Here is a 24256-nt window from a genome sequence, read left to right as displayed (position 1 = left end):
GGTCCTCCTTCTAGGAAATGCGGGTGTCGGTGGTAACTGGGACGTGCGGCGCGTCGAGCCGCGCCAGGTCGTGCGTGAGTCGTCCGGAGAGCGCGGCCAGCAGCCCGGCGCGCTCCCGCTGGACGAAGAAGTGGTCGCCGGGGAGCATCTCCAGGGCGAACCCGGCGGTGGTCTGGTCCCGCCAGGCGGCAAGCTGCTCCCCGGTGACCTTGTCGTCCCGCTCGCCGCCGAAGACGGTCAGCGGGACGTCCAGCGGCGGCTCGGTCTGGTGGATACGGGTCTCCACCAGGGCGAAGTCGGCGCGCAGCACCGGCAGGTACAGCGCGATCGTCTCCGGGTCGCCGAGCATCTCCTCCGGCGTGCCGTCCATCGCCCGCAGCTTCTCGATCAGCCGGGCCTCCGGCAGCCGGTGCAGCGGCGGTTCCAGGTCGGGCAGGTGCGGGGCGCGGGCCGCCGAGACGTACAGGTGGGTCGGGGCGGGCAGCTCCCGCCGGCGCAGGTGCCGGGTCAGCTCGTACGCGACCAGGCCACCCATGCTGTGCCCGAACAGCGCGAACGGCCGGTCGAGGTACGGCCGCAGCACCCCGGTGAGCGCCTCGACCAGCGTGGACATCCGGGTGAACGCCGGTTCCCGGTGCCGCTGCTCCCGACCGGGAAGCTGGACCGGGCAGACCTCCACCCCGTCGGGCAGTTCGCCCGACCAGGTGCGGAACAGCGCCGCGTTGCCGCCCGCGTACGGCAGACAGAACAGCCGCAGCCGGGCGTCCGGGTCCGGGGTGCCCCGGACCAGCCAGTCGGCGGGGTCGGTGCTGACCTCGACGGCGGCCGACCGGGCCGGGCGGGTCGACCGACGTGCCACCACCGGTCGGGGCACCGCCGTCGACTGCGGAACCGCCGCCCCGGTGGCCGGATCCGCTGATCCGTCGGCGGTGCCGGAGGCCGGACTGTCCGTGGCCGGAGCCGGGCCGTCGACCTGGGCCAGGACGTGACCGACGATCTGGTCGACGGTGATCCCGGAGAGGAAGTCCTGGGCGGCGATCTGCGTGCCGTACATGACCCGGAGACGGTTGCGCAGCTCGAAGACCATCAGCGAGTTCAGGCCGAGCCCCAGCAGGGGCTGGTCCACGTCGAGCTGCTGCGGCTGGAGTCCCAGCACCGCCGCGATCTGCTCCCGCAGGTAGCCGGTGAGGACCGTCCGCCGCCGGGCGGGGATGACGGTCAGCAGCACGGCCCGGCTGGTCGGCGGGGCGGTGACGGCATCGTGGTCGGCCGTCCCGGTGGCCGCGTCGACCGGGGCGCTGGCGTCGACCGGGGCGCCGGGCAGGGCGGCGCGGAGCCGGGGCACGGTGGCCGTGGCGGCCGGGAGCGCGCCCGCCGAGGTCTCCTCGCGTACGCCCAGGGTGGATCGCAGTCCGGTCACCTCGGCGACCGGGCGCAGCTCGGCGTCGAGGAGCCGGACGTCACCGGTGAGCGTGTCGTCGCCGACCTCGCGGAGCTGGACGTGCGCCCACAGCTCGCCGGTCGCCCGCCGGTGCACCCGCAGCCGCTCGACCGCCGTGGGCCGGTATCCGGCGGTGGCGGCGGCCGGGTCCGGCGCGACGACCGGCAGCAGGTCGAACACACCGTCCAGCAGCCGCCAGTCCAACGGCGACCCGCCGTCGGCGGCCGGGGCGGCGAGCAGCGCCAGCAGTTCACCGTCGCGCCGCCACAGCTGCCGCACCGTACGCGCGCCAGCGCTGTCGGGCAGCCCCGCCGCGGTCCGGCTGTTCCGGTACGCGCTGCCCGGCACCTCGGTGCCGCACCGCTGCCGGATCGCGTCCGGGGTCTCCTGCGGCGGCAGGTACGGCCGCCCGGCGGCGGTGACGGTGCGCAGGGCACCCCGGGCGTGCCGGATCCACGGCCCGTCCGCTCCAATGGGTCGGCCGTACACCTCCCAGCCGGCGGTGCCGTCACGCGGGCCGGTGACCGCCACCTGGGCGACGCTCCCCGGTCCCTGGGTCGCCTCGAAGGTCACGTCGGTCAGCGCGCAGGCCGGCGTCCCGGCCAGGGAGGTCGCCGCGGTGAGCGCCAGATCGAGATGGACCGCCTCGGGCACGGTCGGCCGGTCGTCGAGGTCCGGCCAGGCGGACCGGTCGACGGGCAGCTCCCAGAAGTGCTCGCCACCGGGCGCGGCGGCCCGGAAGTACCGCTCGGTCGACGACGGCACGGTCGCCACGGCCGGGGCCGACGTCGCCCCGGTCGGGCCGAACTCCAGCCAGCAGCGTTGCCGCTGCCACGGGTAGTACGGCAGGCGCAGCACCGGCCGGTCGGTCGGGTGCTGGCGGCGCCAGTCCACCCGGTGGCCGACCGTCCAGAGCGCGCCGAGCGTGCCGAGCAGCACGGACCGCTCGTCCTCGTCCCGGCGCAACGAGGGCAGCGCCACCACCGGCCGGTCGGCGTGCCGGGCGCACTGCTCGACCGAGGGCAGCAGGATCGGGTGCGGGCTGATCTCGATGACCGCCGTCGGCGCGCTCTCCAGCAGCTGCCCGAGCACGGTGGCGAAGAGCACCGGCTCGCGCAGGTTGTCGGCCCAGTAGTCGGCGGTGAACTCCCGCCCGTCGGTGGGCCGGCCGGTGACCGTGGAGTGGATCGGCACGGTCGACTCGCGGGGCCGCACGTCGCGCAGCTCGGCGAGCAGGTCGTCGCGGAGTTCGTCCACCTGCGGACTGTGCGAGGCGAAGTCCACCTTCACCTGGCGGCAGAACACGTCCCGCTCGGTGAGCGTCTTCAGCACCGTCTCGACGGCGGTGGTGTCGCCGGAGAGGACGGTGGAGGTGGGGCTGTTGCTGACCGCGATGGCGAGCTGGTCCTCCAGGCCGGCGATGGCGGCCCGCGCCTCGTGAAGCGGCAGCTCCACCACGGCCATCGTGCCCCGGCCCCGGATCCGGCGGACCAGCCAGCTCCGCCGACAGATCACCCGGGCCGCGTCGTCGAGGCTGAGCGTGCCCGCGACGTGCGCCGCCGCGACCTCGCCCATCGAGTGCCCGACCACCGCGTCCGGGACGATCCCCCAGGACCGCCAGAGCGCGGCCAGCGCCACCTGGACCGCCCAGGTCATCGGCTGGACCACGTCGATCTGGTCGAGCTGCGAGGTCGCCTCGTCGGCGCGCAGCTCGTCGAGCAGCGACCACGACACGTACGGCGCGAGCGCGGCGGCGCACTCCTCGATCGCCTGCCGGAAGACCGGCTCGGTGTCCAGCAGCCGCCGGCCCATGCCGACCCACTGGCCGCCCTGCCCGGGGAAGACGAAGACCAGCCGGCGACGGACGTGCTGCGACTTGTCGCCGGTGGACAGACCGGGCCGCACCGCGCCGCCGGAGAACGCGGCCAGCTTGCCCTGAAGGTCGGTACGGGAGGTGAAGCTCACCGCGAGCCGCTCGTCGTACGCGGTGCGGCGCAGGCTCGCGGTGTGGCAGAGGTCGTCGAGGTCGACGGTCGGGTCGGTGACGAACTCCCCCACCGCGCCGGCCAGGTCACGCAGCGCGGCCGGGTCGTGGGCCGACAGCGGCAGCAGCCGGGCCCGGTCGTCGTCGCCGGACGTCGGGGCGGGGGCCGGCGGCGGCGGTTCCTCGACGACCACGTGCACGTTGGTGCCGCCGAAGCTGAGCGAGGTGACCCCGGCCAGCAGCGGCCCGTCGTACGGCCACGGGCCCGGAGTGTCCTGCACGCGCAGGCGGTAGTCGTCGAAGGGGATGTGCGGGTTGCCCTCGGTGTAGTGCAGGCTGGCCGGCAGTTGCCGGTGCTTCATCGCCAGCACCACCTTGATCAGCCCGGCCAGGCCGCCGACCATCTGGAGGTGCCCGATGTTGGTCTTGACCGAGCCGATCATCAGCGGGCGGTCGGCGTCCCGGCGGGCCCCGAGGACCGTGCCGAGGGCCTGCGCCTCGATCGGGTCGCCGAGGATGGTGCCGGTGCCGTGCGCCTCGACGTACTGCACCGCCGCCGGGTCCACGCCGGCCCGCTCGTACGCCTCGCGCAGCATCGCCTCCTGCGACAGCCGGCTCGGCGCGGTCAGGCCGTTGCTGCGGCCGTCCTGGACGACCGCGCTGCCGCGCAGCACCGCGTAGATCGGGTCGCCGTCCTCGATCGCCCGGGACAGCGTCTTGAGCACCACCGCCGCCACGCCCTCGCCGAGCACGATGCCGTCGCCCCGGGCGTCGAACGCCTTGCACCGGCCGTCCGGTGACATCACGCCGAGCTTGGTGAACCAGACGAAGCCCTCCGGCTTGAGGAACAGTCCCGCCCCGCCGGCCAGGGCCATCGTGCAGTCGCCGCTGCGCAGGCTCTCGCACGCCTGGTGCACGGCCAGCAGCGACGACGAGCAGACCGCGTCCATGGTGTAGCTGGGGCCGCGCAGGTCGTAGACGTACGACAACCGGTTCGCCACGATCGAGCCGAACGAGCCGGTGGCGGTGTAGACGTTCGCCAGGTCGGGGTTGTTGAAGTTCAGCCAGCCGTACTCGCTGTGCGCCAGGCCGACGAAGACGCCGGTGCGGCTGCCCTGCAACTGGTCGCGCAGCTGGCCGGCGTCGTCGAACGCCTCCTGCGCCACCTCCAGCATCAGCCGCTGCTGGGGGTCCATGTTCGCCGCCTCCCACGGCGAGATGCCGAAGAACCCCGGGTCGAAGCCGTCGATCCCGTCGAGGAAGCCGCCCCAGCGGGTGCTCATCTTCCCCGGGGCCTCCGGGTCCGGGTCGAAGTACGCGTCGGTGTCCCACCGGTCGGCGGGCATCTCCCGGATCACGTCCCGGCCGTCGCGCAGCAACCGCCAGTACGACTCCGGGTCGTTCGCGCCGCCGGGCAGCCGGCAGCCCATGCCGATCACGGCGATCGGCTCGGTCTTCGCGCGCTCCACCTCGGCGAGCTGGGCGCGCAGCTCGCGGATGCCGAGCAGCGCCCGTTGCAGCGGGGTCAGATGGTCGGTACGGGCGGCGCTGTCACTCATGGTGGTTCCTGTTCCGTGACTGGGAGAGTTCCTGCTCCAGGAGGGCTTCGACCTCGGCGTCGGAGAGCTGTTCGATCTCGGCCAGCCAGGCGTCCCGATCCGTGTCCACGGTCGGTGCCGCCGACCGGGTCGGGGGCGGGCCGGTCGGTGCGGCCGGTTCGGCGGGCTGGAGTTCCCCGGCGACGAATCCGGCCAGCGCCTCGACGGTCGGGTAGTCGAAGAGCACCGTCGCGGGCAGCGACCGGTCGACGCTGAGGCTGAGCGCGTTGCGCAACTCCACCGCCATCAGCGAGTCCAGGCCGAGTTCGTTGAGCGGACGCCGGGTGTCCAGGGTGTGCGCGGCGGTCAGGCCGAGGGCCCGGGCCGCCAGGTCCCGTACGTGCCCCACGATCAGGTCGTGCCGGTCGTCGGGCGCCGCGTCGGCCAGCAGGGTCAACAGCGCCCGGTGGTCGGCGCCGCCCGCCGCCGGACCCCCCGCGTCAGCGGTGGTTCCGGCCGCCATGTCGTCCAGCAGCGGGGGCCGCAGCCCGGTCGGGTACTGCCGCAGGTAGGCACCCCACTCGACAGCGACGACACCCACCTGCGCGCGGGGCTGGCCGAGCGCCGCCGCCAGCTCGGCGACCCCCCGCTCCGGGTCGATCAGACCCATGCCGCGCAGCGCCCACTGCCGGTCGTCGTCGACGCCGGCGGCCATGCCCGCGCCCCGCCAGGGGCCCCAGTTCACGCTCACCCCCGGCAGCCCCTGCCGACGCCGGTCGGCGGCCAGCAGGTCGAGAAAGGCGTTGCCGGCCGCGTAGTTGCCCTGCCCGGCGGAGCCGAGCATCGAGGCGACCGACGAGAACAGCACGAAGAAGTCCAGGTCGAGGCCGCGGGTGGCGCGGTGCAGGTTCCACGCCCCGGCGAGCTTCGGCCCGAGCACCCGCTCGAAGCGCGTCCACTCCTGCTGGAGCAAGATGCCGTCGTCCAGCACGCCGGCCGCGTGCACGACCCCACGCAGCGGTGGCAGGGTCGCGGTGACCTCACCGACCAGCCGGGTCACCTCGTCCGGATCGGCGATGTCGGCACGGACCACCTCGACCCGGGCTCCGGTGTCCCGCAGCGCCGCCACGTCCGCCCGGTTGGCGTCGGTGACGCCGCTGCGGCCCACCAGCACCAGGGTCCCGGCGCCCCGGTCGACGAGCCAGCGCGCCACGTGCAGGCCCAGACCGCCCAGACCACCCGTGATCAGGTACGCCCCGTCGGCGCGAACCAGGTCGTCGGCCTCCGGCGGCACGGCCGAGTCGTCGTGGCTGACGACGATCTTGCCGACGTGCCGGGCCTGCGCCATGTACCGGAACGCGTCGACCGCCCGGGTCAGCCCGAACACCCGGCACGGCAGCGGCTGGAGCGTGCCGGCGGCGAACCGCCGCATCAGCTCGTCCAGCAGGGAACGGACCGTCGCCGGCTCGTCCCGGGACAGCTCCACCAGGTCGAACGCGGTGTAGGTGACGTCGTCCCGGAGCCGGGTCACCTGGTCGGCGGACCAGATCTCCCGCTTGCCGATCTCGACGAACCGCCCGCCGGGGCGGAGCAGGCGCAGGCTCTCGACGATGAAGTCCCCGGTCAGCGAGTTGAGGACCACGTCGACCCCGGTCCCGCCGGTCCACTCGCGGATCTCGTCGGCGAACGCCAGGGTCCGCGAGTTCGACAGGTGCCGGACCCCCAGGCGTTGCAGCACCGGCCACTTGGCCGGGCTGGCCGTCGCGTACACCTCGGCGCCGACGGCCTGGGCGAGCTGCACCGCGGCCAGGCCCACCCCGCCGGCCGCCGCGTGGACCAGCACCCGCTGGCCCGGCGCGAGCCGGGCGATGTGCTCCAGTGCGTACAGGGCGGTCAGGAAGGTCACCGGGATGGTCGCGCCGTCGGCGTCCCCGACCACCGCCGGCAGCGGGGCCACCAGGTCGGCGTCGACCGTCACGAAGCTGCCGAAGCTGGCCGGGGCCAGGGCCACCACCCGGTCCCCCACCGCCAGGCCGGGGACGTCCGCGCCGAGGGCCACCACCTCGCCGACGCACTCCAGGCCGAGCGGTCCCGCCTCGCCCGGGTACATGCCGAGCGCGTTGAGCACGTCGCGGAAGTTCAGGCCGGTCGCCCGGACCCGCAGCTCCACCTGGCGCGGCTCCGGTGCCCGCCGGGCCACCGGGCGGAACACCAGCTGGTCCAGCACCCCGGGGGTCGCCACGTCCAGCCGGAACGACTCGACACTGGGCAGCGCCAGCGGCCGGCTGCCGTCGTCCGTCCCGCAGCGGGCCAGGCGGGCCACGTGCCGCTGGTCGCCGCGCCGGGCGACCTGGTCGTCCCGCCCGTCGAACCGCAGCTCGGCGGTCAGGAACGCCAGGTCGGTGGCGGGGTCGCCGGTCGGGTCGAGGTCGATCCGGGTGCAGCGCAGCTCCGGGTGTTCCAGGGCCACCGCGCCGGCCAGCCCCCAGAGCGGGGCCTGCGCCAGCGCCAGCGGCCCGGCCGGTTCGCCGACCGCCTGCGCGCCCCGGGTCACCAGGTACGTCCGGGGCGACCGGCCGCCCGCTGCCAGGGCCCGGACCAGGTGCAGGGTGCTGCGCAGCGTGGTCCGCTGGACGTCCTGGAGCGCCGTCAGGTCCGCGTCGGGGTCGGCGGGGCTGTCCAGCGCCCACAGGTGCAGCACGCCACGCCAGTCGGTGGCGCCGACCGCGTCGAGCAGCCTGGTGACGTCCTCGGGGCGGGCCGGGTCGATCCGGTACGTGTGCGGGTCGTCCTGGGCGAACACCGTACCGGGCCGGACGAGGGTGCAGGTGTGGCCTTCGGCGGTCAGCCGCGCGGCCAGTTCCCGGCCGAGCCCGTCCGCGTCGGCGAAGACCAGCCAGGCGCCCGGTACGGCGGGCGTCTCGGCGGGCCCGGCCGGGCCGGCGACCGGCCAGGTGATCTCGTACCGCAGGTCGTCGGTCCGGGGCGACGGGGGGCGCAGCATCGCCGGGTCGACGTGCCGCAGCCGCAGGCCACGCAGCTCCACGACCAGTCGGCCGGCACGGTCGACCACCACGACGTCCCCGACCACCTCCCCGGTGGTGGACCCACTGCTCCAGGCGTACGCCCGCAGCTCCGCATCGGTGGACGGGACGGCCCGCAGCCGCTCCACCCGGAACGGGACGTGGATCGACAGGCCGTCCTCCGGCTGCGGCCTGGTCAGGCCCAGCAGCTGGAAGCAGGCGTCCAGCAGACCCGGGTGCACCGGGTACGGCACGGTCGGGTCGAGCTGTCCGGGCACCCGGATGCCGCTCACCGCCACCCCGTCACCGGTGCGGACCCCGTCGAGCCAACGGAAGCTCGGCCCGAGGTCCAGCCCGGCGTCGCTGACCCGGCCGTAGAAGGTGTCGAGGTCGTCGAGCGACCGGTCGCACCGTGACGTGACCGCGTCCAGGTCCGGGGGCGTCTGTCCCGGTACGTCGTCCGGGTCGAGCCGGGCCGTGACGTACTCCGTCCAGTCCGGGTCGTCGAAGGTGACCAGTCGCGTGGTCCCGTCGGCCGTCGTGACGACCGTCTGCACCGGACGCTCACCCGGGTCCGGCAGCACCAGCGGCTGGGTGAACAGGACGTCCCGCAGGCCCGGGGCCGGGGTGCCGCTCCCGGCTCCTGCCGCCAGGAGCATGGCGACGTGGTGCGCGCCCGGCACCACGAGCTGCTCGTGCAGCCTGTGCTCGGCCAGGAGCGGGTAGGTCGCGGCGCTCAGGGGCGTCTCGAAGACCGTGTCCCGCAACGAGGGCGTTCGCAGCCGCTGCCCGAGCAGCGGGTGGTCTCCCGCCCGGCGACGGCTCTGGCTGCCCGGCGCGGGCGCCGACCAGTAGCGCTGGCGCTGGAAGGGGTACGTGGGCAGGTCCACCGCCCGGGCGGGGATCCCGTCGGTGATCGCCTTCCAGTCCAGGTCGATGCCCTGCGCGTACAGGCTCGCGACGGCGGTCAGCAGCTGCTGCCGGTCGTCCCGGCCCCGCCGCAACGACGGCAACCACCGCACCGAGCCGTCGTCGTCCACACACTGCCGACCCGCCGCCAACAACACCGGATGCGGCCCGACCTCCTGCACGACGTCACACCCCTGCGCCAGAACCGCCCGCACCCCGTCGGCGAACCGCACCGGAGCCGACACATGCTCCACCCAGTAACCCGCAGACGCGACATGGTCCCCGGCCACCGCACCGGTCACGTTCGACACCAACGTCCGCTGCGGCGCCCGGAACACCACCGACCCGGCGACCTCCCGGAACGCCGGCAGCATCGGCGCCATCAACGGCGAATGGAAGGCATGCGACACGTGCAGCGCCGTCGTCTTCACCCCGTCGGCCGTGAACTTCTCCCGCACCGCGTCGAGCGCCTCGGCCGGGCCGGCGATCACCGTCTCGGCCGGACTGTTCACCGCCGCCACGACGAGACCGGTGCCCTCCAGGAACGGGCGAACCTTCTCCTCCGGCAGCGACACCGCCACCATCGACCCACCCGCTGGGAGGGCCTGCATCAACCGGCCGCGAGCCGCGACCAGGCGTAGCCCGTCCTCCAGGGAGAACACCCCCGCCACACACGCCGCCACCAGCTCACCCACGCTGTGACCCAGGACCACGTCCGGCTCGACACCCCAGTGCCGCCACAGCCGGGCCAGAGCCCACTCCACCGCGAACAACACCGGCTGCGTGAAACCGGTCTGATCGATCACGTCCGTGCCGTCGGCCGGGAACAACACCTCCAGCAACGGCCGTTCGAGGTCACCCGCCAGCAGCTCCGCACACCGGTCGAGCTCGGCCCGGAACACCGGCTCCGACTCGTACAGGACACGCGCCATCCCCACCGACTGCGCACCCTGACCCGTGAACAACCAACCGACCCTGGCTCGACGACCGGCAGGCACCACGCCATGGACGACCGACCGGTCCTCCTCACCCGCCAGCCAACCCCGCAACCGGGCGACAGCGGTGGCCGAATCCGGGGCCACCACGGCGAGACGGTGCGGGAAATGACTGCGCGTCACCGCAGCCGCCGCACACACCAACCCGAAGTCAACAGCACTGTCATCCAGCAGGTCCACGTACCGCTGCGCCAGCACCCGCAGCGCGGCATCGTCGCGCGCCGACAACGGCAGCACGTACGCCGAACGGCCCGGAACCTCCGCCGCGACCGCCTCCGGGGCCTCACCCACGATGACGTGGGCGTTGGTCCCGCTCATGCCGAAGGAGCTGAGGCCGGCGACGCGGGGGCGCTCGCCCCGGGGCCAGGGGGTCGGGGCGACCGGAACCCGGACCGGAAGGCCGTCCCAGTCGATGTGCGGGTTCGGCGTACGGAAGTGCAGGTGCGACGGCATCTGTTCGTGCCGCAACGCCAGCACCAGCTTGATCAGACCGGCCATTCCGGCAGCAGCCTCCAGGTGCCCGATGTTGGTCTTCACCGAGCCCACCAGCAGCGGACGATCCGCCGGCCGGTCCCGGCCGAGCACCGAGGCTAGGGCGCGTACCTCGATCGGGTCGCCCAGCGAGGTGCCCGTGCCGTGTGCCTCCACGTAATCCACGTCGCCCGGCTCGACGCCCGCGTCCGCGAGGGCCGCCCGGATGAGGTCCTGCTGCGCCAGGCCGTTCGGGACGGTCAGGCCGCCGCTCGGGCCGTCGTGGTTCACGGCGGTGCCCCGGACGACCGCGAGGACCCGGTCACCGTCGCGCTGGGCGTCCGACAGCCGCTTCAACACCACCACGCCGCAGCCCTCGCCCCGGCCGTAACCGTCGGCGGAGGCGTCGAAGGTCTTGCACCGGCCGTCCACGGCGAGGGCCTTCATCTTCGACAGCGTGACGAAGGCGTCCGGGGCGAGCATCGCGTTGACCCCGCCGACCAGAGCCAGGTCGGTTTCGCCCGCACGCAGGCTCCGGGTGGCCAGGTGCAGCGCCACCAGCGAGGACGAGCACGCGGTGGTGACCGCCATGCTCGGCCCCTGCAACCCGAGCAGGTACGACAGCCGCCCGGCCGGGAAGCTGAGGTCGTTGCCGGTGCCGGCGTACAGGTCGAGCTGGGTGGGGTCGCCCGCGCCGGTCTGCAACTGGAGGTAGTCGTTGGTCATGATGCCGACGAAGACTCCGGTCGGGGTCCCGACCAGACGGTCCGGCACCTGACCGGCGTGTTCCAGGGCCGCCCAGGACACCTCCAGCAGCATCCGCTGCTGCGGGTCGAGGCTGGCGGCCTCACGCGGGGCGATGCCGAAGAAGGCCGGGTCGAACTGGTCGACGCCGTCGACGAAGTGCCCCTCCCGGGTGTACATACGGCCGGGCCGGTCCGGGTCCGGGTGGTAGAAGTCCGCCAGGTCCCAGCGCTCCGGGGGCACCTCACCGGCCGCGTCCACGCCGTCGCGCAGCACCCGCCAGAAGGCGGCCAGGCCGTCACCGCCGCCCGGGAAGCGGCAGCTCGCGCCGATGATGGCGACCGGCTCGTGCTGGGCCCGCCGGACCTCGTCCAGCTCGGCTTCCAGTTCCTCGATGGCGACGAACGCGCGCAGGAGCGCGGACTGCTCGCCGCGCGTCGGGTCTTCGGTCATTTCCTTCTCCGCTCCGCAAGAGATGCGAGCTTCTTCGCCAACAGGTCTTCCAGGGCGTCCTCGGAGAGGTCCTTGAGACGCTCGACGGTCTCCGAGGATCGGGCGGACGGCTCCGGTGCCGGTTCCTTCGCCACGTCCAGTTTCAGGGCGAGGACGTCGCGGGCCAGGTATTCGGTGAGGGCCTCGACGGTCGGGTACTCGAAGACGACCGTCGAGGGCAGCGTCCGCCCGAGCTGACCCTGCAACGTGTTCTTCAGTTCGATCGCCATCAACGAGTCGAGGCCGATCTCGAAGAACTTCTGCCGGGGCTCCAGGTGGTAGGTCGCCGGCAGGCCGAGCACCGCCACCACCTGGTCGCGTACGTGCCGACGCAGCAGGTCGAGGCGGTCCTGCGGCGGGGCCGCGGCGAGCCGTTCGGGCAGCCGGTCCTCGGGTGGTGGCGTGGCCGTGCGCGGCTGCGGGCCGCGCGTCGTGCGGGCCAGTTCCCGCAGCAGCGCCGGGGTGCCGTCCGATGCGAACCGACGCAGGTACGTCGACCAGGTCACCGGCAGGACACCCACCTGGACCGGGCCGGCACGCAGGATCGCCTCCAGCGCCTCGGTGCCCTGCTCGGGGGTGATCCCACCGATGCCCTGGGCGGCCCACCGTCCCTCGGCCTGGCCGGCGCGGGCCGCCATGCCGGCCTCGGTCCACGGTCCCCAGTTGACGCTGACCGCCGGCAGGCCCTGTGACCGGCGGTGGTGGGCCAACCCGTCGAGGAACGCGTTGGCCGCCGCGTAGTTGGCCTGACCGGCGGTGCCGAGCAGGGACGCCGCCGACGAGAACAGCACGAAGAAGTCGAGCGGCAGGTCCCGGGTCGCCTGGTGCAGGTTCCACCCACCGTCGACCTTGGGTGCCAGCACCCGGACGAAGTCCGCCCAGGGCTGCTGGAGCAGCACGCCGTCGGCCAGCACACCGGCCGCGTGCACCACGCCGCGCAGCGGCCGGTCGGCCGGGACCGCCGCGACCAGTCGCGCCACGTCCTCCGGCCGGGCGACGTCCGCCGAGGCGACGGTGACCTCGGCACCCGACTCCCGCAGCCCGTCGAGCGCCGCCACGGCCTCGCCGGTGGGCTCACGTCGACCGACCAGGACCAGGTGCCGGGCGCCGCGCGCCACCAGCCAGCGCGCGACGGTCAGGCCGAGCGCCCCGAGGCCACCCGTGACCAGGTACGTCGCGTCGGCGTGGACGGTCACCGCCGCGTCCGGCACGGGCCCGACCCGCTGCGGTACGAGTCGGGCGACCAGCCGCTCCGGCCCCCGTACGGCGACCCGGTCCCCGGTCGGCGGCGAGAGGAGTTCGCCGAGCAGGGCGGTCGCCGCGTCCGCGTCGGTGGTGGCGGGATCCAGGTCGACCTGTCCGCCCCACAGTTCGGGGTGTTCCAGTTCGACGACGTTGCCCAGCCCCCAGAGCGGGGTCTGCGCCACCGCCACGGGCGAGCCGGCGGTGGTCGCACACGCGCCCCGGGTGACCAGGTGCAACTTCGCGCTCTCCAGAACCGCCAACCCCCGCAGGAGGTGCAGCGCGGTACGCAGCGTCGACGCCTGGTCGGTGGTGAGGTCGGACAGCCGCGGCTCGTCTCCACCCGTAGCGGGCCCGCACAGCAGCACCGTGCCCCGGAACGGGACGGTCCGGTCGGCGGCGACGGTGTCGAGCAGCGCGGTGAGCCGGGTCGGGTCGGCCGGGTCGAACTGCCACGTCCCGTCGTCCAGGGCCTCCGTGGACGGACCCGGGTGGGCGAGGACGACCTCCTGCCCACGAGCACGGAGTCGTTCCGCCAGCGCCGTACCGACACCGGGCCGGTCGGCGCAGACCAGCCACCGGCCCGGGGCCTCCGCTGCGGGGGCCGGCAGCGGTTCGGGCTGCCAGGCCACCTCGTGGAACAGCCCGGTGGCGCGGGCCTGGCCGGCGCGCAGGAGCGCCGACCGTTCGGCCCGCTTCAGGTGCAGCCCGTACGACTCGGCGACGAGACGACCCTCGTCGTCGACCAGCCGGACGTCGGCGGTGAGCGTCTCGTCGTTCGGGTCGCTGCCGGACCGCAGTCGGGCATGGCCCCAGAGTTGCCCCTCGACGGTGCAGTGCAGCCGGAACCGGTCCACGCCGAGCGGCACGTACACGGTGAACTCGCGGCCGGCGGTCGGCAGGGTCGCGCCGACGATCTGGAAGCTGGCGTCGACCAGGCCCGGGTGGAGGGCGTACCGCTCGTGGCGGTCGCTGTCCCGCACGGCGCGCATCTGGCACAGGGCCTCGCCGTCGCGTCGCCAGATCCGGCTCTGCCAGCGGAACCCGGACTCCAGTTCGAGGCCGTCCCGCCAGCCCGTGTCGTAGAACCAGTCGACGTAGTCCGGGTCGGCTTCGCACCGCTCCCGGATCGCGGCCGGCGTCTCGTGCGGCTCCGCGCCGACCTGCGGCGCCTCGCTGAGGGTGCCGGTGGCGTGGGTCGTCCACGTCGGCTCGTCGGCGCTGCGACTGACCAACTGGATCGACCCGTCCTGGTCGGCGGAGGCGGCGAGAACGACCTGGACGACCCGGTCCTCGTCCGCCCCGAGCAGCATCGGCTGCGGGAAGACGACGTCGGTCAGGACCGGGGCGGCGTTCCGGCCCTCGGCGGCGGCGGCCAGCATCACCAGGTGGTGGGCGCCGGGCACCACGATCTGGTCGTAGATGCGGTGCTCGGCGAGGAGCGGGTGGGACAGCCGGTTGAGCACCGTCTCGTGGACCGTGCCGGTGAGCGCGGGCGAGGAGAGGGTCCGCCCGAGCAGCGGGTGGCCGGCGTCCCCGACGGGTAGGTTCCGGGACCGACGGGGAGCGGCCGGCGACCAGTAGCGCTGGCGTTGGAAGGGATAACCGGGCAGCTCCACCGTCCGGGTGGGGACCCCGTCGGTGATCGCTTTCCAGTCGAGGTCCACACCCTGCGCGTAGAGACCCGCGACCGCGGTCATCAGCTGTTGCCGGTCGTCCCGGCCCCGCCGCAGCGACGGCAACCACCGCACCGGGGTGTCGTCGTCCACGCACTGCCGACCGGCGGCCAACAGGACCGGGTGCGGGCCGATCTCCTGCACGACGTCGCACCCCTGGTCGAGAACCGCCCGCATACCGTCGGCGAACCGGACCGGAGCCGACACGTGCTCGATCCAGTAGTCCGCCGAGCCGTATCCGGTGTCGGCCAGCCCGCCGGTCACGTTCGACACGACCGTGCACTGCGGACCCCGTGGGCTGATCTCCTTGGCCGTCTCCCGGAACGCCGGGATCATCGGCTCCATCAGCGGTGAGTGGAAGGCGTGCGAGACGTGCAGCGCCGTGGTCTTCACCCCGTCGGCCGTGAACTCTGCCCGGACGGCGTCCAGCACGTCGGCCGGGCCGGCGATCACCGTCTCCACCGGACTGTTCACCGCCGCCACGACCAGACCGGTGCCGTCCAGCAGCGGACGGACCTCGTTCTCCGGCAACGACACTGCCGCCATCGACCCGCCCGGCGGCAACGCCTGCATCAACCGGCCGCGTGCCGCCACCAGACGCAGCCCGTCCTCCAGGCTGAACACCCCCGCCACACACGCCGCGACGAGTTCACCCACGCTGTGGCCCAGGACCACGTCCGGCTCGACACCCCAGTGCCGCCACACGCGGGCAAGAGCCCACTCGACGGCGAACAGCACCGGCTGCGTGAACCCCGTCTGGTCGAGAACGTCGGTGCCGTCGGCCGGGAAGAGCACCTCCAGCAGCGGCCGATCAAGCTCGGCCGCCAGCAGCTCCGCGCACCGGTCGAGTTCGGTCCGGAACACCGGCTCGGAGTCGTACAGCGCACGCGCCATCCCGACGAACTGCGCGCCCTGACCCGTGAACAGCCACCCCACCCGAGGGCGGTGACCCACCGGCACCACACCGTGCACGACCGACCGGTCCTCGGCTCCGGCCAGCCAACCCCGCAGCCGCGACACCGCCGTCGGCGAGTCCGGGGCCACCACCGCCAGGCGGTGCGGGAAGTGACTGCGCGTCACCGCAGCCGCCGCACACACCGACGCGAGATCGGGGGCACCGGCACCGTCCAACAGGTCGGCGTACCGCTGGGCCACCACCCGCAGCGCGGCGTCGTCGCGCGCCGACAACGGCAGCACGTACGCCGAACGGTCCGGGGTCCGTGTGTCGGCGGCCTCCGGCACGGCGGGCGCCTCGGCCACGACGAGGTGCGCGTTCGTGCCGCTCATCCCGAACGAACTCACGCCCGCGACCCGGGGCTTCCCGCCGCGCGGCCACGCACGGGTTCCGGTGGCGACCTCGACCGGGATCCGGTCCCAGGGGATGTGCGGGTTCGGCGTACGGAAGTGCAGGTGCGACGGCACCCGGTCGTGCCGCAACGCCAGCACCACCTTGATCAGGCCGGCGATCCCGGCGGCGGCCTCCAGGTGACCGATGTTCGTCTTCACCGAGCCCACCAGCAGCGGACGGTCCGCCGGCCGGTCCTTGCCGAGGGCGGCGGCCAGCGCGTCGACCTCGATCGGGTCGCCCAGCGAGGTGCCCGTGCCGTGTGCCTCGACGTAGTCGACGTCGGCGGGCGCCACCCCGGCGTCGGCGAGCGCCGTCCGGATCAGCTCCTGCTGCGCCAGACCGTTCGGCACCGTCAGACCACTGCTCGGACCGTCGTGGTTCACCGCCGACCCACGAACCACGGCGAGGACCCGGTCACCGTCGCGCTGGGCGTCCGACAACCGCTTCAACACCACGACACCGCAGCCCTCCCCCCGGCCGTAACCGTCGGCGGCAGCGTCGAACGTCTTGCACCGGCCGTCCGGCGACAACGCCTTGGTCCGGGAGAGGTAGATGGTGCCCTCGGGGGTCAGGACCAGGTGGACCCCGGCGGCGAGCGCGAGGTCCGACTCGCCCGACCGCAGGCTCCGGCACGCCAGGTGCACCGCCACCAGCGACGACGAGCACGCCGTGTCCACGGCCATGCTCGGTCCCTGCAACCCCAGCAGGTACGACAGCCGTCCGGCGGCGACGCTGAAGGCGTTACCGGTGCCGGTGTACGCGTCCATGCCGGCCGGGTCGGCGGAGCGCAGCAGCAGCGAGTAGTCGTCGGTACCGATGCCGACGAACACCCCGGTACGGCTGCCCGCCAACCGGGCCGGTACCTGCCCGGCGTCCTCCAGGGCCGACCAGGCCACCTCCAGCAGCAACCGCTGCTGCGGGTCCAGGCTCACCGCCTCACGCGGCGACACCCCGAAGAACCCGGCGTCGAACCCGTCCACCCCGGCCAGGAAGTGACCGGCACGGGTGTACATCTTCCCGGGGGCGTCCGGGTCCGCGTCGAAGAACGCGTCCACGTCCCAGCGGTCCGCCGGCACCTCGCCGACCGCGTCCACGCCCTGCGACAGCACGTCCCAGTACGCCGTCGGCGAGTCCACCCCACCCGGGAACCGGCAGCCCACACCGACCACGGCGATCGGCTCGGGCGTGGACCGCTTCTGGGCGTCGAGGCGCTTCTGCAGGTCGAGGACGAGCAGCGCGAGGCGCTTGGGCGGCAGGTTGGCCAGCCTCTCCTGGAGCTCGCTCATCTACGCCTGCCCTTCGTTCGTGAACAGCCGGTCGATCTCGTCGTCCGACATCTGCTCGAGGTTGTCCAGCAGCGCTTCGAGGTCGTCACCCGGCTCTGTCGGGGGTGGACCCTCGGGTTCGGGTTGCCGCTGCCCGAAGAGCACGGTGTCGAGGTAGCCGACGACCGCGTCGACCGTCGGGTAGTTGAACAGCAGCGTGGTGGGCATCTCGTGGTCGAAGGCGGCCTGCACCCGGTTCTTGAACTCCAACGCCATCAGCGAGTCCAGGCCGAGGTCGAACAAACCCTTCTGCGGGTCGAGGGACGCCTCGTCGAGCATGAGGATCCGCGCCAGCTCGCCGGTCACGTGCTCGGTGAGGGCGATCCGGCGTTTCGCGTCCGGCAGGGCCACGTACCGCTCGCGCAGCCGGGGCCCGGCGGCGGGCACCGTCGGCGACCGGTCGGCGGCGGGCTCCGGCCGGACCAGTTCGGCCAGCAGGGGGCGGGCCGCGCCGAGCGGGTACTGCTCGGCGTAGCGGGCCCAGTCCACCGGTACGACCCCGACCTGCGGCACCGCACCTGCCATCATCCGCTCCAGCAGCCGGATCCCCCGCTCCGGCGGGATGACGCCGATGCCCCGGGCGGTCCAGCGCTGCTGGTCGCGGTCGGTCAGCGCGGCGGCCATGCCGGAGTCGCCCCACGCGCCCCAGTTCACGCTCAGCGCCGGCAGGCCCGACGCGTGCCGGTGGTGGGCCAGCGCGTCCAGGAACGCGTTCGCCGCCGCGTAGTTGCCCTGGCCGGGTGCGCCGAGCAGGGAGGCGATCGACGAGAACAGCACGAAGTGGTCCAGTGGAAGCCCACGGGTGAGCTGGTGCAGGTGCCAGGCACCGGTCACCTTCGGCGTGAGGACCCGCTCGAACCGGTCCCAGCTCTGCTGGTGCAGGACCCCGTCGTCGAGGATGCCGGCCGCGTGGAAGACGCTCCGCAGCGGCGGCATGGACGTCTCGATCTCGGCGAGGATCGTCCGTACGTTGTCCGCCCGGCCGACGTCTCCCCGGATCACGCGTACCTGCGCGCCCTGCCCGGTGAGGGCGCGGAGCGTCTCCTCGGCCGCCTCCGACGGCCCGCGCCGTCCGACCAGGACGACGTGCCGTGCGCCCCGGTCGACCAACCACCGGGCGACCAGCAGCCCGAGTGCGCCCAGACCACCGGTGACCAGGTGGGTGCCGTCGGCGCTGACCTTCGGCCGGGTGTCCGACGGCGCGGCTCCGGCACGGACGACCCGGGCGACGTGGCTGCGCCCGCCCCGCCAGGCGATCTGGTTCTCACCTGCGGACGACCGGAGGCTGGCGACCACGGCAGTGGCCGCATCGGCGGCGGGATCCAGGTCGATCAGCCCACCCCACAGCGTGGGATGTTCGAGTCCGATGACGGTGCCCAGCCCCCAGACCGGCGCCTGGTACGGCGCGGCGGGGCCGGGCTCCCCGGCCACGGCCTGGGCGCCACCGGTGACGACCCAGATCCGTGGGGACACCGCCAGGTCGAGCGGGGCGACGGCCTGCACCAGGTGCAGCAGACTGGCGCAGATCCGCTCGTGGGCCACCGGCAGGTCCTCGGGCGCGGCGGACACGTGGTCGAGGCTCCAGAGGTGGACGACGCCGGTGATCGCACCGGTGTCCCCCATGAGCTGGCGGAAGTGGTCCGGCTGCCCGGGTGCGACCTGCCAGACGTCGTCGCCCAGGGCCGCGTACCGGTCACCGGCACGGACCAGGAGGCATCGATCGCCCCGGGCCCGGAGCGCGGCGACGACGGACTCGGCGACCCCACCGGCGTCCGCGAAGACCAACCAGCGGCCCGCATCGCTCTCGTCTTCCGCTGCGGTGATCTCCTGGGGCCGCCAGTCCACCTGGTAGAGCCAGTCACTGTCGTCGCTCCCCCAAGACCGGGGCAGGCGGGACGTGTCGACCCAGTAGCGTCGGCGTTGGAAGGGGTACGTGGGCAGGTCCACCGCCCGGGCGGGAATCCCGTCGGTGATCGCCTTCCAGTCCAGCTCCACACCCTGCGCGTACAGGCTCGCGACGGCGGTCAGCAGCTGCTGCCGGTCGTCCCGGCCCCGCCGCAACGACGGCAACCACCGCACCGAGCCGTCGTCGTCCACACACTGCCGACCCGCCGCCAACAACACCGGATGCGGCCCGACCTCCTGCACGACGTCACACCCCTGCGCCAGAACCGCCCGCACCCCGTCGGCGAACCGCACCGGAGCCGACACATGCTCCACCCAGTACCCCGCAGACGCGACATGGTCCCCGGCCACCGCACCGGTCACGTTCGACACCACCGTCCGCTGCGGCGACCGGAACACCACCGACCCGGCGACCTCCCGGAACGCCGGCAGCATCGGCGCCATCAACGGCGAATGGAAGGCATGCGAGACGTGCAACACGGTCGTCTTCACCCCGTCGGCCGCGAACTTCTCCCGAACGACGTCCAGCACCTCGACGGGGCCGGCGATCACGGTTTCCACGGGGCTGTTCACCGCCGCCACGACAAGATCGGTGCCGTCCAGCAGCGGACGGACCTTCTCCTCGGGCAGCGACACCGCCACCATCGACCCACCCGCCGGCAACGCCTGCATCAACCGACCGCGAGCCGCAACCAGACGTAGCCCGTCCTCCAGGGAGAACACCCCCGCCACACACGCGGCAACAAGCTCACCCACGCTGTGGCCCAACACCACGTCCGGCTCGACACCCCAGTGCCGCCACAACGCCGCGAGAGACCACTCCACCGCGAACAAGACCGGCTGCGTGAAACCGGTCTGATCGATCACGTCCGTGCCGTCGGCCGGGAAGAGCACCTCCAGCAACGGCTGATCAAGCTCGGCCGCCAGCAGCCCCGCGCACCGGTCGAGCTCGGCCCGGAACACCGGCTCCGACTCGTACAGGACACGCGCCATCCCCACCGACTGCGCACCCTGACCCGTGAACAACCAGCCCACCTTCGGGCGCCGCCCCGTGGGCACCACACCATGGGCGACCGAAGGGTGTTCCTCGCCCGCCAGCCAACCCCGCAACCGGGCGACAGCGGCAGCCGAATCCGGAGCCACCACCGCCAGACGGTGCGGGAAATGACTGCGCGTCACCGCAGCCGCCGCACACACCAACCCGAGATCCGGAGCGCCGGCACCGTCCAACAGATCGACGTAGCGCTGCGCCACCACCCGCAACGCGGACTCGTCCCGCGCCGACAACGGCAACACGTACGCCGAACGTCCGGGCTCCACGGACGACGCCGCCGGGTCCGGCGACTCTGGTGCCTCCCCCACGACCAGGTGCGCGTTCGTTCCACTCATCCCGAACGAACTCACGCCGGCGAGCCGGGGCCGGTCGCCTCGGGGCCAGGGCGTGCCGGTGACGGGAATCTCGGCGGGGATCTCGGTGAGCGCGATGCGCGGGTTGACGGTGCTGACGTTGACCTGTGGTGGCAGTTGCCCGTGCCGCAACGCCAGCACCGACTTGATCAGACCGGCCACCCCGGCGGCGGCCTCCAGATGCCCGATGTTGGCCTTCACCGAGCCGAGCAGCAGCGGCCGATCAGGCGTACGGCGTTCGCCCAGCACCGCGCCGAGTGCCGCGACCTCGATCGGGTCGCCGAGGGGCGTACCGGTGCCGTGTGCCTCGACGTAGTCGACGTCCGCGGGCGCGACCCCGGCGTCGGCGAGCGCCGTCCGGATCAACTCCTGCTGCGCCAGACCGTTCGGCACCGTCAGACCACTGCTCGGACCGTCGTGGTTCACCGCCGACCCACGAACCACCGCAAGGACCCGGTCACCGTCCCGCCGCGCGTCCGACAACCGCTTCAACACCACCACACCGCAGCCCTCCCCCCGGCCGTAACCGTCGGCGGCAGCGTCGAACGTCTTGCACCGACCGTCCGACGACAACGCCCGGGCGCGGGAGAGGAAGATGTGCGACTCCGGAATGATCATGAGGTTGACGCCGGCGGCGAGCGCGAGATCCGACTCACCCGACCGCAGGCTCCGGCACGCCAGGTGCACCGAGACCAGGGACGACGAACACGCCGTGTCGACCATCAGGCTGGGCCCGTGCAGGCCGAGCAGGTACGACAGCCGTCCGGCGACGGCGCTGCCGATGCCGCCCGTGCCGTAGTAGGTGTCGATGACCGTGGGGTCGCCGAGCTTGAGCTGGAGCTGCATGTACTCGTTGCTGATCAGGCCGACGAACACCCCGGTACGGGTGCCGGCAAGCTGGTCGGGGACCTGGCCGGCGTGTTCCAGGGCCTCCCAGGCCACCTCCAGCAGCAGCCGCTGCTGCGGATCCAGACTCACCGCCTCACGCGGCGACACCCCGAAGAACCCGGCGTCGAACCCGTCCACCCCAGCCAGGAAGTGACCGGCGCGGGTGTACGACTTCCCCGGCGCATCCGGGTCCGGATCGAAGAACCCGTCCACGTCCCACCGGTCCGCCGGCACCATGCCGACCGTCTCCCCGCCCTGCGACAACACGTCCCAGAACGCCGCTGGCGAATCCACCCCACCGGGGAAACGACAGCCCATACCCACCACCGCGATCGGCTCCCCGAGCGGAGGCCGGGCGGCGGTGGTGTCCCGGCCCAGGGCCAGCAGCGCCTGCTTGACCGGGGAAAGGTCGCTGTCGGCGTCGGTCAGGTGTCGGCGCAGCAGCGACAGCGCCTCGTCCTCGGAGAGGGCGGCGAGCGCGTCGGAGGTGAGGGCGGGGGCGGCCGGCAGGCTGCGGGCCGGCGCGGGGGTGTCCAGCCCGAACACCTCGCGGGCGAGGTGGTCGGTCAGGGCGGCGACCGACGAGTACTGGAAGACCAGGGTCAGCGGCAGCCGGTACGCGTCGCCGAGCGCCCGCTGCAACCGGTTCTGGAGGTCGACCGCCATCAACGAGGTCATGCCGAGGGCGAAGAAGCCCTGTCGGGGGTCGATCGGGGTGTCGTCCTCGGTGCCGAGGGTCTCGGCCACCAGGTTGGCGAGCGCGTCGGCGAGCCGGGTGCGGCGCTCGGCCGGTACGGCCCCGGCGACCAGCCGGACCAGTTCCGGCACCTCCGCCGTCCGCTCGGCCCGGTCGGTCGGGCGGGACTCGATCCAGTACCGCTTCCGCTGGAACGGGTAGGTCGGCAGGACCACCCGGGGCGGCCGTCCGGCATCCGGCTCCGCCGGGTCGTCGCCGTACACGTACCGAACCGCCTGCCCGCTCGCCCCGGGTGCATGCAGGGGTCCCCTGCTACCGGTTTTTGATGAGGAGGGGTCCCCTGCTACCACCTCAGCCGGGGCGACGACGCCGTGGTGGACATCGGGGGCGACGTCGGGGGCGTCGGTGCCGGCGAGCCAGGCCGTGAGCCGGGCGGCGGCGGTTGCCGCGTCGGGGGCGACGACGGCGAGCCGGTGGGCGAAGTGGGTGCGTCCGGTGGCGGCGGTCGCGCACACGGCGCTGAAGTCGGGCCCGTCCGGGGTGGTCAGCAGCGTGACGTACCGCTCGGCGAGGGCGCGCAGCGCGGCGGCGTTGCGCGCCGAGAGCGGCAGCATCAGCGGCCCGCCGTCTCCACCGTCGGTGCTGCCGGCACCCGGTCCGTCCGCTTCGGCGCTGTGCCGCGACGCGGGCACGGCCGCCGGCCCGGCCGACCGACCGACCGGAGGCACGGACGAAACGTCCACCGGAGGCACGGACGAAACGTCGGCCGGAGGCACGGACCGGACGTCGGCCGGGGGTTCGGCGACCACCAGGTGCACGTTGACGCCGCCGAGGCCGAACGAGTTGACCCCGGCGAGGCGGGGGCGGTCGGCGCGCGGCCAGGGCAGCGGCGTGGCCGGGAGGACGAAGGGCGCGTCGGCCAGCCCGGTCTGCGGGTTGATCGTGTCGAGGTGCAGGTGCGGGGGGATGGTCCCGTGCTGGAGGGTGAGCACCACCTTGATCAGGCTGGCGATGCCGGCGGCCATCTCCAGGTGGCCGATGTTGGTCTTGACCGAGCCGAGCGCGCACGGCCGGTCGGCGTCCCGTGCCGGGCCGAAGACGCTGGTCAGGGCGGTCGCCTCGACCACGTCGGCGAGCGGGGTGCCGACCCCGTGCGCCTCGATCAGGTCGACCTGGTCGGGGGTGACCCCGGCGTCGCGCAGGGCGTCGCGGACGACGGCCTCCTGGGAGCCGGCGTGCGGGGCGGTCAGCGCCTCCCCGCGTCCGTTCTGGTTCATCGCGGTGCCACGGATGACGGCGAGGACGGGATCGCCGTCACGGCGCGCGTCGGCGAGCCGCTTGAGGACGACCATCCCGCAGCCCTCGCCCCGGACGTAGCCGTCGGCGGCGGCGTCGAAGCTCTTGCAGCGCCCGTCGGCGGCCATCATCCAGGTCTGGGAGAGCCCGATGGTGGCCTTCGGCGAGAGCATGAGGTTGACGCCGCCGGCGAGGGCGACGGTGGTCTCGCCCGAGCGCAGGCTCTGGCAGGCCAGGTGCACGGCGACCAGGGACGACGAGCAGCCGGTGTCCAGGGCCAGGCTCGGGCCGTGCAGGTCGAGCAGGTACGACAGCCGGTTGACCGCGAGGCTGAGCGCGTTGCCGGTGACGTAGTAGGCGTTCAGGTTGGCCGGGTCGTCGAAGGCGACCTGGGCGTAGTCGTCGGTGCCGATGCCGACGTAGACGCCGGTGTCGCTGCCGGCGAGCCGCCCCGGGACGACCCCGGCCCGTTCCAGCGCCTCCCAGGTGACCTCCAGCAGCATCCGGTGCTGCGGGTCCATGCTGGCCGCCTCACCCGGGGAGACGCCGAAGAAGTGGGGGTCGAACCGGTCCACCCCGTCGACGAAGCCACCCCAGCGGCTGTTCGTCGTCCCGGGCTCGGCGAGGTCGGCGTCGAAGAGGGCGTCGACGTCCCACCGGTCCCGGGGGACCTCGGTGATCGCGTCCCCGCCGCCGACGAGCAGACGCCAGAAGGCGTCGGCGTCGCCGGCACCGGGGAAACGGCAGCTCAGACCGATTACGGCGATCGGCTCGGCTGCGGACCGGGGTGTCGGGTCCGACGGGTGACTGCGCTCGGGGGCCATTCGGCTCAACCCTTCCTCGCGTGGCGCCTACTGCTCCTGCTGGACGGGGAC

General features: G+C 73.6%; 4 protein-coding genes. All 4 read right to left on the bottom strand.

What is annotated here, in order from left to right; all coding sequences use genetic code 11:
• Nucleotides 1–10: 10 nt before the first annotated feature.
• From QSK20_RS27965 to QSK20_RS27950, 4 genes are read right to left on the bottom strand one after another with little or no spacing between them, the layout of a single operon-like run.
• Complete coding sequence (locus tag QSK20_RS27965) at nucleotides 11–4984, bottom strand: type I polyketide synthase (RefSeq protein WP_285791605.1); 4974 nt, start codon at nucleotides 4982–4984, stop codon at nucleotides 11–13.
• Nucleotides 4977–11558, bottom strand: coding sequence for a type I polyketide synthase (locus QSK20_RS27960; protein WP_285791604.1), 6582 nt, complete (start codon nucleotides 11556–11558; stop codon nucleotides 4977–4979). The genes QSK20_RS27965 and QSK20_RS27960 overlap by 8 nt, the downstream gene beginning before the upstream one ends.
• Nucleotides 11555–17149 (bottom strand): type I polyketide synthase, encoded by a 5595-nt coding sequence (locus QSK20_RS27955; RefSeq protein WP_285791603.1) that lies wholly within the window; start codon nucleotides 17147–17149, stop codon nucleotides 11555–11557. Before QSK20_RS27955 ends, QSK20_RS27960 begins: the two co-directional genes overlap by 4 nt.
• On the bottom strand, nucleotides 17150–24205 hold the full coding sequence (locus QSK20_RS27950; protein ID WP_285791602.1) for a type I polyketide synthase: 7056 nt from the start codon (nucleotides 24203–24205) through the stop codon (nucleotides 17150–17152).
• Nucleotides 24206–24256: the final 51 nt, after the last annotated feature.

The sequence above is a fragment of the Micromonospora sp. NBRC 101691 genome (assembly GCF_030269285.1).
Lineage (GTDB): Bacteria > Actinomycetota > Actinomycetes > Mycobacteriales > Micromonosporaceae > Micromonospora > Micromonospora echinospora.
Note: the sequence above shows the minus strand (reverse complement) of the source record. Positions and strands in the feature narration are given on the sequence as shown.